Origin of the sequence: Mesorhizobium sp. (assembly GCF_017306585.1) — a bacterium.
Lineage (GTDB): Bacteria > Pseudomonadota > Alphaproteobacteria > Rhizobiales > Rhizobiaceae > Mesorhizobium.
Genome location: NZ_JAFKIC010000017.1, coordinates 1 through 10,194, shown reverse-complemented (window position 1 = coordinate 10,194; position 10,194 = coordinate 1). Strand labels below are relative to the sequence as shown.

At 62.8% G+C, this 10,194-nt stretch carries 10 protein-coding genes; 2 read left to right on the top strand and 8 right to left on the bottom strand.

Annotated features, from left to right (window positions below):
* The 7 genes from J0I79_RS00435 to J0I79_RS00405 all read right to left on the bottom strand — a co-directional run.
* A partial coding sequence (locus J0I79_RS00435; RefSeq protein ID WP_292854268.1) for a DUF6638 family protein occupies positions 1–919 on the bottom strand: 919 nt, incomplete at its 3' end.
* Positions 920–1,028: 109 nt separating this feature from the next.
* The gene (locus tag J0I79_RS00430; protein ID WP_292854266.1) at positions 1,029–1,445 is read right to left on the bottom strand and encodes an endonuclease domain-containing protein; all 417 of its coding nucleotides are present in this window, start codon (positions 1,443–1,445) and stop codon (positions 1,029–1,031) included.
* Between the two features lie 102 nt (positions 1,446–1,547).
* The gene (locus J0I79_RS00425; protein ID WP_292854264.1) at positions 1,548–3,458 is read right to left on the bottom strand and encodes an ATP-binding protein; all 1,911 of its coding nucleotides are present in this window, start codon (positions 3,456–3,458) and stop codon (positions 1,548–1,550) included.
* A gap of 24 nt (positions 3,459–3,482) precedes the next feature.
* Entirely contained in the window at positions 3,483–4,628 is a 1,146-nt protein-coding gene (locus J0I79_RS00420; RefSeq protein WP_292854262.1) for a hypothetical protein, read from the bottom strand.
* Positions 4,629–4,668: 40 nt separating this feature from the next.
* Entirely contained in the window at positions 4,669–5,757 is a 1,089-nt protein-coding gene (locus J0I79_RS00415; protein WP_292854260.1) for a hypothetical protein, read from the bottom strand.
* A 274-nt stretch (positions 5,758–6,031) separates the two neighbouring features.
* Positions 6,032–6,421, bottom strand: coding sequence for a cytochrome c family protein (locus J0I79_RS00410; protein ID WP_292854258.1), 390 nt, complete (start codon positions 6,419–6,421; stop codon positions 6,032–6,034).
* 145 nt (positions 6,422–6,566) lie between these two features.
* Positions 6,567–7,424, bottom strand: a complete 858-nt coding sequence (locus J0I79_RS00405; protein WP_292854256.1) for a LysR substrate-binding domain-containing protein — start codon at positions 7,422–7,424, stop codon at positions 6,567–6,569.
* Positions 7,425–7,521: 97 nt separating this feature from the next.
* Between J0I79_RS00405 and J0I79_RS00400 the strand changes: the two genes are divergently transcribed.
* Positions 7,522–8,475 carry a DMT family transporter gene (locus tag J0I79_RS00400; protein WP_292854254.1) on the top strand — a complete coding sequence of 318 codons (954 nt, stop codon included), beginning with the start codon at positions 7,522–7,524 and terminating at the stop codon, positions 8,473–8,475.
* Here the strand turns inward: J0I79_RS00400 and J0I79_RS00395 are convergent.
* Positions 8,412–9,023: a thymidine kinase gene (locus J0I79_RS00395; RefSeq protein ID WP_292854252.1), complete on the bottom strand. Its 612-nt coding sequence runs from the start codon at positions 9,021–9,023 to the stop codon at positions 8,412–8,414. The genes J0I79_RS00400 and J0I79_RS00395 overlap by 64 nt on opposite strands.
* A gap of 444 nt (positions 9,024–9,467) precedes the next feature.
* On the opposite strand from J0I79_RS00395, the gene J0I79_RS00390 reads away from it, so the two are divergent.
* The coding region (locus J0I79_RS00390; protein WP_292854250.1) for a glycine betaine ABC transporter substrate-binding protein at positions 9,468–10,194 on the top strand (727 nt) is incomplete at its 3' end.

Sequence of the window (10,194 nt, the reverse complement as noted above, 5' to 3'; positions counted from 1 at the left end):
TGGTCAGCTTGCGGTTGGGCTCGGCGTCGCGGATCAGGGCACGCACCACCATCTCGGCGCGATGCTCCAGATAGCCGGACTCCTCGATCCACGAGGCACGCGGCAGTTCGATGCGCCCGGTGGCGGCCAGGAATTTGAACACCTTGTCGGCGTCGTTGATGGAGAGATAGCTCACCTGCCACGGACGCGAGCGGCGGAAGCCGGGGGCCGCGGGATCGCTGATCACCGTGGTCATGTCGGGATCGACAAAGACGTAGAGCCCGCCGAAATGGCTGGTCCAGTAGGCATTGTGGCGGAAGATCACCTGGTCGGGCACCAGCGCGTTCTCCCTGATGTCGCCGCAGACCTTTGCAAGGTCCACCATGCGGTTGAGCATGGCGTCGTCGCGCCAGGCATCGGGCTCCTGTTTCAGCCGGTCGACCAGCTTGCCGAGTTCGGCGGCCTTGCCCAGCACATCCTCGGCCGACAGCACTTTGAACTCGACCTGGTTGATCGACAGCAGGTCCTCGATGTCGTTGACCTTGGGGACGGAATCCTCGATCTCGCCGTAGATGACGTCCTTGATGGTCAGCGCGTCGATGGCACGCTGGTTCCTGGTCATGAACTCGAACATCAGCTGCGAGGTGTTGGAGAAAGCCGTGTGCACCACCGGCAAGCCGATCTGCGACGGCGTCAGGATGATGAAGCGGCGGTTGACCTCGTTGGGGTCGAGATAATCATAGTCGCCGCATTCCTCGGCGATCTCGGGCGAGAAGCCGGTGCGGTCAATCTGGAAGCTCTTCAGCTTTGTCGGCTTGAGGCCGAAGGCGGCAAGCGCCTTGTTGTAGCGCTCGATGAGATGCGGCTCGTCGACGGTCAGCAACCGGCCGTAGATGAGGTCGTTGTCGCGCAGGAGGTCTGGTTTGCGGGCGGGGCTCATTTGGGGTGTTCCAGGAGGTTCAGCCCGGAAGACTGAAGCATTAACGTTGACGACCCCCTCTCCCCGTTTTTCACGGGGAGAGGGTAAGGGTGAGGGGCGGCGCCACCGGTCAAAGACGGGTCTCCCCGTAACTCTCGGCTGCAAAAAATCGAAGGTCATGCGCCTCGATATGGCGATCCAGGCGACCTTCGACGGCAGCCAATATCGTTTCGAGCACGTCTTCCCGCATCTTCAAGACGTCCACATTCCAAAATCTGAGGACGGACCAGCCCTTTGAAACCATGAAACGATCCCGAGCCCGGTCATATTCGTTGTCAGCATGCTGGCTCCCATCGATCTCGACAACGAGTTGACACTCACGACAGCTAAAATCAGCAAAATAGCTGCCTATCGGGAGCTGCCGGACGAATTTGTAGCCGTTCAACCTGTGGCCACGGAGCTCAGCCCACAATGCACTCTCCGCATCATTGTCCGACTGGCGCAGGCGTCGTGCCCGTTTCGTTGTCTCTATCCTTGGCCCACGCATGGCGCTGCCCCTCACCCTTACCCTCTCCCCGTGAAGAACGGGGAGAGGGGGGCGTCAGCGTTGGCGCCACGCCTTTGAGCACCTGTGGGCAGCAAAGGCACCTCAAGCATTCCACAGCCCCTTCTTCTTCATGTCCTCCATTTCGCGCGCGGCCCGCTCCCGCAGCCTGGCGTCGCGCAGCAGTTTTTCCACCGCAGCATCGTCGGACTTGTCGGAGTAGCGGAATTCCGAGTCTGCGTAGCGGTTGATCTCCTGCATGACCATGTCCATTGAGAACGGCCCGCGCAGTTCCTCGATCATCGCCTTCTTGTCGTCGTAGCTCTTGTGCACGAAGGCTTCCGGCTTCTCGAACCAGTCGTCGGGAAGCTCGATGTCCATGGCGCGCATCTTGATGGCGTCGGTGACGTTCTTGATGGCGCGGCCGGTGAAGCGTGGCTCGGCGTCCTTGATCAGATGCAGGTAAGTGCCGACGTCCGCCATGGTCCTGGGCGCGCCGTTCTCCTTCATGTAGCGCTCGTAGACCTTTATCAGGCCGTCCTCCTGCGGTTTCTCATGTTCCTCATAGGCCTCGGCCACGGCGCGCTGGATTTCCTGCGCGGCGTAGAGTTCGTGTTTGCCCAAAGGGATCTCGTGGTTCTTGCCGGCGAGCAGCACGAAGATGTCGATATAGTCGTCGCGGGTCTGCGGACCGTCGACCAGCCAGCGGGCGCCGGCGCGCTGGCGCAGCGCGTCGTCGACATTTTCGGGATAGTTGGAAAACATGCCGAAGGAGCAGTTGCCGCGCACCACGGTGGCCGCACCCGCGAAGGCATCCATCAGGACGCCGGTGATTTCCTGCTGGCCGGCCGAGGCGCGATCGTCGGAACGACGCGCCGCCACCTGGTCGATATCGTCGATGGTGCCGAAACCGATGACGCGAGGGTTCAGCACATTGTTGATGAACTGGCGGCAGTTCTGGCCCGACTTGCCCTGGTAGGACGAGATCTGGTCGACGCCGAAATTCTCATAGGCGAAGGGGTAGCCGGCGACCTGGCAGTAATCGTTGACGAGGCCGGCGATCATCTGGATCAGCGTCGTCTTGCCGGTGCCGGGCGCGCCGTCGCCGATGAAGGTGAACAGGAAGCCGCCGAGCTCGACGAACGGGTTCAGTTCGCGCTCGAAATCATAGGCCATCAGCATCTTGGCGAGCTTTACCGACTGGTATTTGGCGATGTGGTTGCCGACGACCTCTTCCGGCTTCTTGAAGGTCATCACCAGCGGCTTGGAGCGCTTGCCGGGCACGACGTCGAAGCCGTCGAGGGTGAAATCGTCGGCGTCGATGCGGATATGGGCGTTCTCGAACGGGCCGATGCCGTCGAAGCGGCCCTTGCGCGCCAACAGCCCATCGATGGCGACGCGGGCGAAGGCGCGCGCCCTGGTCATCAGGTCGGTATCGTCAGAGGCGCCCGATATCGCCTTGTCGAGGCCGGCCAGGATCGATTTCACAGCGTCCTGCGGCGTGTCGAACAGGAAATCGGGCTCGGCAATGTCGTTGGGCGCCTCGCCGTCGCTGGCAATCAGCTGGAACAGGTAGGAGGACAGGCTGAAGGCGGAGATATAGGCCGAGGCGGCCAGCAGTTTCTTGAAGGTCGCCGCGTCATCGCCTTCGAGCGGTGCGCGGGTGTTCCTGGCCTGCAGGCTTTCGAGATCCGAGCCCTCGGCGAAAACATCCGACACGGCAAGCGCGATCGCCGTGCCGCGCCGGGCGCGAAACAGGAGCGTGTGCTGCGCGATGGTCAGCAACTGGTCGTCGGGATGGATGGCGCCGACGGTCTTCGCCAGCTCGACCTCGCGCGTGCGGCGCACCGAGCCGACTGATACGGTCGAGACGAAGCGGCGGTTGGTGCCGGCCAGCGCCGTGCCGGATTCGCGCGCGGGGTCTTCCAGCACGACGATGCGGGTGATGAAGCTCTGCGCGATGGCGCGGTGCTTTTCGATTGCCGCTTCCGGGATGGTGGTCAGGCCGGTGTCCATGAAGGGTGCTCCGTGGGGTGACGGTCAGACGTCAGAGATGACCTGTCCGTTGGACAGGATGTGGACCTTGTAGCCGCCGAAGATCTTCTGCGCCTCGCCGGCGGCGTAGAGTGCCTGGTAGGCTTCGTGCGGGATCAGCGCGTGGTTCTCGTAGCTCGACACGCCCTGGCGCGCCGCTTCGAGGTCGTCGGTGTTGATGAAGAACTCCTGCGTCGTCTTCTCGCTGGAGAACAGGCCCTTGCGGCCGGGCTTTTCGCCCTTGGAATAGACCTCCTGGATAGTCCAGGTGAGCAGCCAGGCGTTTTCCGGCTTGCGTACCTTGGCCAGCACCTCGGTCACCGTCGAGTTGTTGTCGGTAATCCCCGCGGAATAGAAGGGACCGAGCACGACGCGGCGCAATTGCTTGGGGTGCAGCGGCTCGAAATCCTTGTCGAGATTGACGGCAATGGTCGCCGGCGACAGCGTGTAGGCGGAGTTCTTCTCGGTGAAATCGTCGAAACGGTGGGCAAGCTCGGGGTTGAGCAGCCCATCGACCGGCAGCGGGATGTCGACCTTGTCGTTGAGCTTGCCGCTCCTGTCGACGAGCTGGCGGATCATCGCCTCCGAGGAATCCTCCACCGTCACCATGTAGACCAGCGGCAGGTTGGCGCTGCCGTCGAATGTCGCCCAGTGGACGAGGTAGTAGGGTCGGGCTGTCTTGGGATTGACCGAAACCTTCACGGTCTGCGCCAGCGTGAAGGGCCCGAACGTCTGCTCGCTCTTGACGTCCTCAAGGTAGAGCCGCTCGGCCATCGACTTCTGCAGCGCCTCGGGGAATTCCTTGCGGCGCAGGATGAAGTCGGCCATCTCCTCGCGCAGTTCGCCGGCCGCCGGGATGTTGGCGAGCCGCGCGTCGGCCTGGCGGCGGTCGTTTTCGAGTTCAAGCAGGTTCTGGAAGACGGGGAAGCCGCTTTCGGCGCGCGAAATGCGGAACGCGTCCATGAAGCCCAGCCGGTTGCGCCAGCAGGCAAAGGATTTGTCGAGCCGGGCGATGTATTCGGCGACGATCTTGGCGACGATGCCATGCCGGTAGAGCGGCGAGCGATCGTCACGCATGAAGATTTCCAGCCCGCTGAGCGCGGCCGTGATTGCCGAGAAATACCGCGCCGCCGCATCGTTTTCGGGGGTCATGCTGTCAGCCTTGGGATCGTCGCACCGATGCGCGCGGCAATTATGACTGCACGTAATTGGCCGAATTGTGCTTCTTCAGCACCTCGTCGAAGCGGCGGGCAAAGGCATCGTCGGCCAGCTTCTTGCGGCGCTGGATGTCGGCGCTGGCGACCATGTTCTTCTCGTGCATCTCCAGGAGGTCGCCGATGTGCTTCTGCGAGGCGGCGCCGATGCCGGCCATGGTTTCCTCGGCTGTGGTGTCGACCTGGCTGCCCAGCGTGTTGATCTTGTGGGCGACGTCCTGCTGGGCGGCGGTCTTCAGCGAATCCTCCAGCGCCTTGTAGAGCACGATGCGCTGTTCGGTATCGATGGTCAGCTTGTTGATCAGCGTCGATTGCGCGGCGATCTGGTTGTTGAGCGAATCGACGAAGGTCTGGAACATCGAGGTGTAGCGCTCGAGCGTCTGGCTCTCGGCCAGCAATTCCTGCTCCTTGGCCTGTTTCTCATTGTATTCGGTGGCGAGCTTGGAGCGGTCGCCCTCAAGCTCCGTGCGGTCCTTCTGGGTGGTCGAAGCGGCGATCTTGTTTTCGATGTCGAGCAGCATCGGGTTGAGCTCCTCGATGCGCTTCTGCACGGCTTCCAGGTTGGACATCGTGACCTTGCGGCGCTCGATCACCTGCGACAGGCTGTTCTCCGAAGTCTTGTAGCGCTGGTCGAGCACTTCCTTCTGCGCCTTCAGGATGCCGACGATGGTGTCGGACTTGGCCAGCAACTCCTGCAGGTTGCCGGCCAGCGACATGTTACGTACGCGGTCGGTGCGCATGCGCTGCTTGCGCTGCGCCGAAAAGACGCCGACGAAGTTCTCCCAGCCGGTGTAGTTCTTCATGCTCTCGAACTCGGCGCCGAAGACGTTGGTGGCGTCCTCAAGCCCGATGATCAGGTCGGCGATGTTGCCTTCCATCACCTTCTGCTGCTTCAGCACATCAGAGATGCGGGCGTTTTCGATGTCGAAATTGGCGTCGCCGATCTTCTTGTCTGCGGTGGCGAGCGTGTCGAGCACGGTGCCCGACTGCTCGATCTTGGAGCGCATATCCTGGACGACCTGCTTGGTCTTGGCAATTTCGGCATCGAAATTCTGCAATGTCGCCATAAGGGCCTCCCGCTTCGACATCAGGTCGCTGGTTGCGAACAGCGGCGAATATATGTGGGGCGTCAGGGGATTGAAAGACGTGAAGACAAGGCCGGCCCGAAAACAAAAAACCCGGCCGCGCCCTTGAAAGGCAATGGAGCCGTGGTCATGGCGTGATTAGCCGATGGGCCTGGCAAAGTTCAGGCGATTTTGAACTTTCATGCCGGCAAAGCAATCAGGGCATGCCGGCGCCGATGACACTGAAACCTGACGATAACTGGCCAGTTGTGGCCGCTCAGGGCTTGGGATCGGCCTTGAGATAGGCGATCACGTTGGCGATGTCGTCGTCGCTGGTCAGGCCGCCGAAAGCCATCTTGTTGCCGGGGACCTTCAACTTGGGCGCCTTGAGGTATTCGGCAAGATTCGCCTCGTCCCAGACGAGGCCAGCAGCGCCGGCCTTTTTCATGGCATCCGAATAGTGGCCAAGAAAGCTCTCGGCGGTTCCCGCCGTGCGGCCGACGACACCCATCAGATGCGGGCCGAGCTTGTCGCGGTCGCTCGCCGCCTCATGGCAGGCGATGCAGCGGTTGAAGACGTGCTTGCCCGCCACGGGATCGCCGCCGGCGTGAGCGGCGAGGGCGGAGGCAAGGAGGAGGATGCTGGCTGAGGAAACGGCTCGAAGCATGGCTGACCCCGGAGAGTTCTGGCTGGAACGAGAAGGTGAAAGACATAGGACGCAGGTCTTAACAAACGCCGCATCGTAGCGGATGGCGTAAGGCTCTTCCTGTCGCATTGGTCGACAATGGCCCGCCAGATCGGGGCCACGCAAGTCAGGCTTGCTGTGCCAGGTCGCGGCGCAGGAACTCATGCAGCCGGTCGACCGCCGGTGTCTTCGACAACGGATTGCGCAACATGCCGATCTCAAGATCGGGCAGCGCGGGAAGCCCCTCATTGGCGCCGATGACGCGCAGCGACGGCGGCACGCTGCGCTGGGCGAGGCCGGCTACCGCCAGCCCGGCCTGGACGACCGCGATGAGGCCAAGCAGGGACGCGCTGGAATAGGTGCAGCGGTAGGGCCGGTCGGCATCGCCAAGCGCGTTGAGCACGTTCATCCTGGCGGCGCACCCGGGTTCGAACAGGGCAACGGGCAACGGGTCGGCCTGCCAGGCGACGTGGTTTGGCGAGGCGACCCAGACGAAGCGCTCGAGCCGGATCACTTCGAGCGGTTGGTCGGGCAAGCGGGTGACGATCGCCAGGTCGAGCCTGCCTTCCGCCAGGGTTTTGACCAGTGCCGTCGACTGCTCGCAGATCAGTTCCACCGTCACCAGCGGATGGTCCTCGGCAAAGCGCGACAGGACCGGCGGCAGGAGAAAGGCGGCATAGTCGTCCGGCACGCCAAGGCGCACGCTGCCCGTCTCCTTCGGCCGGGTGACGCTCGCCCAGGCCTCATCGGATAATTTCAGCAGACGGCGCGCATAGATGAGGAAATCCTCGCCGATCGCGTTGGGGGTCACCGTTCTCGGCCCCCGCACCAGGAGCTGGTTGCCGACCGTCTCCTCAAGCCGCTGCATCTGCATGCTGACGGCCGACTGGCTGCGGCCGACGCGGGGCGCCGCATTGGAAAAGCTGCCGCTTTCGACGACGGCGACGAAGGTCTTGAGCAAGGCGAGGTCGAGAGGTGCGGCCATGACGCTATCAGTATATCGAATAGGTGATCTCAAATCTATTCGCTTGTTTGAAGCCAATCTGCCTGACCAGATGGCTTTGCAACATCTGGAGAACACCATGAAGGACGCCCTGGCGGGCCGCTTTCCGGCCGCGAACCTGGCCCTGGCCATGGTCATTGCCGGCACGGTCGGTGCCTTTGTCACCGAAGCGGGGCTGCATCCGATCGCAATCGTCTTCTGGCGGTGCGTGTTCGGCTCCGTGTTCCTGGGCGCATGGTGCCTGCTGCGCGGCTACCTGCCGGACCGCAGCCTGTCGGCCTCGCGGCTTGCACTGGCGGCGCTGGGTGGCGTCTGCATGGTGTTGAGCTGGACGGCTTTCTTCGCCGGTTTCGCGATGACATCGATCGCCACCACGACGATCGTCTATCACGTGCAGCCTTTCCTGGTGGTGCTGATCGGCGTGATCTTCCTGGGCGAACGCATCTCGCGCGACCAGATCGCCTGGATGTTGCTGGCGTTTCTCGGCGTCGTGCTGGCGAGCGGTCTTGTCGTCACGCATGGCGGCGCCGACGCAGGCTGGGCGCTCGGCATAGCGCTGACGCTGGGCGCGGCGCTGCTCTATGCGATCGCCACGATCCTCGCCAAGGGGCTCGGCCAGCAGCGGGCGGAAATCACCGTGCTTTGCCAGACGATCGTCGGCGTCGTCATGCTCGCCCCGTTCGCCGATATCACCCAGCATATCCCGGCGGCGTCATGGGGGTGGCTGGCCGGCATCGGTGTCCTGCACACCGGCATTGCCTATGTGCTGATGAATTCCGCCTTTCCGCGTCTGACGACACCGGTGATCGGCGTGCTGACCTTCATCTATCCGGTCGTGGCCATCATCGTCGACTGGGCGATTTACGCGCATCCGCTCGGGCCGGCGCAGGCCGCCGGCATGGTGTTGATCGCGCTGGCGACGCTGGGTGTGCGGCTCGGCTGGCGATTCGGCCGGCGCCGGGCCATTCTTCAGCCGCCGACGAAGCCGATGAAATCATCGGGCGCGGCACGGCCCATCTCTTCTTCCCAGTGACGCCGGCAGAGCGAGACATAGACGTCCTTGCCGATCGCCACCTGTTCGCCCTGCCGCGCCACCTTGCCGTCGGCGCCGAGGCGCACGACCATGGTCGCCTTTCGGCCGCAGCGGCAGATGGTGCGCACCTCGCGCAGGTCGTCGGCGATGGCCAGCAGCGCCTTCGAACCGGAAAACAGCTTGCCCTGGAAATCGGTGCGCAGGCCGTAGCACATGACCGGGATGTTGAGCCGGTCGGCGATGCGGGCAAGCTGCCAGACCTGCTCCTCCTCGAGGAACTGCGCCTCGTCGACGAACACGCAATGCACCGGCGTGTGCCCATGATGCTCGGCGACGCGGGCAAACAGGTCGTCGCCATCGCGAAACATCTCGGCCTCGGTCTCCAGGCCTATCCGCGACGAGATCAGGCCGCTGTCGCCCTTGCGGTAGTGACCGGCGACGAACAGCATCGTCGTCATGCCGCGCTCGCGATAATTGTAGGACGCCTGCAGCAGCATGGTCGTCTTGCCGGCGTTCATCGTCGCGTAGTTGAAATAGAGTTTGGCCATGCCGCCCTTTAAGGTCTGTTGATATTCAGGTGATGCCGGCCTGCAAATGGCGGCTCCCTGCGCTTCCCCGTTCTACTGCGTCGCAGTAGAACTGTGCTCACGTACCCAAACGTACGCTCCGCTCCGGTTCTCGGGCACCCCCATTTTCGTCTCGGCCTGACCTGAATCTAAACAGACCTTAAGCCGACTTGGCGGGGCGCGGGGAGGGGCGGCAGCCGCATTCCCCTGAAAAAGCCGGCCCACCCCTGAAAAAGATGGGCTCTACCGGAAAAGAGGCCCGCCACGACAAAAGCGTCAACCGTGTCGCTGATTGACCAGTCCGCGCCGTTGATCGTGATTGCCTTGACGCTTGAAACCGCACCAGAATGGTGTTTGGCTGACGAAACAAGGCGGGCTGAGAAACCGTAACTACGCTTGCCAAAGAATCACAATGGGAGACTGTCTATGTCGCGTATGAATTCCTTCGTCGCCGGCCTCGGCCTGGCGGCTTTGTTGTCCACGAGTGCGGCCTATGCCGGTGACGCGGCAAGTTGCAAGGCGGTACGCCTTTCCGATGTCGGCTGGACCGATATCCAGGCGACCACCGGGCTCGCCTCGGTGCTGCTCACCGCGCTCGGCTACGAGCCGCAGGTGATCCAGCTCTCGGTTCCGGTCACCTACGCATCTCTGAAGAACAAGGACCTCGACGTCTTCCTCGGCAACTGGATGCCGTCGATGACCAACGACATCAAGGACTATACCGCCGACGGTTCGGTCGAAACCGTCAGCCAGAACCTGGCCGGCGCCGGCTACGGCATCGTCGTGCCGACCTATGTCGCGGATGCGGGCGTCAAGTCGCTCACCGATCTCGGCAAGTTCAAGGACAAGTTCAACGGCAAGATTTACGGCATCGAAGCCGGCAATGACGGCAACCGCATCATCCTCGACATGATCAAGAACCCGAAGGACAATCTGGCCGGTTTCGAACTGGTCGAGTCCTCGGAAGCCGGCATGCTGACGCAGGCCGAGCAGTCGATGAAGAACAATGAGTGGATCGCCTTCCTCGGCTGGACGCCGCATCCGGTGATGGGCGCCATGAAGATCACCTATCTCGACGGCATGGGCGACAGCGGCTTCGGCGCCGCCACCGTCTCGACCAACGTGCGCAAGGGCTACATGACCGAGTGCCCGA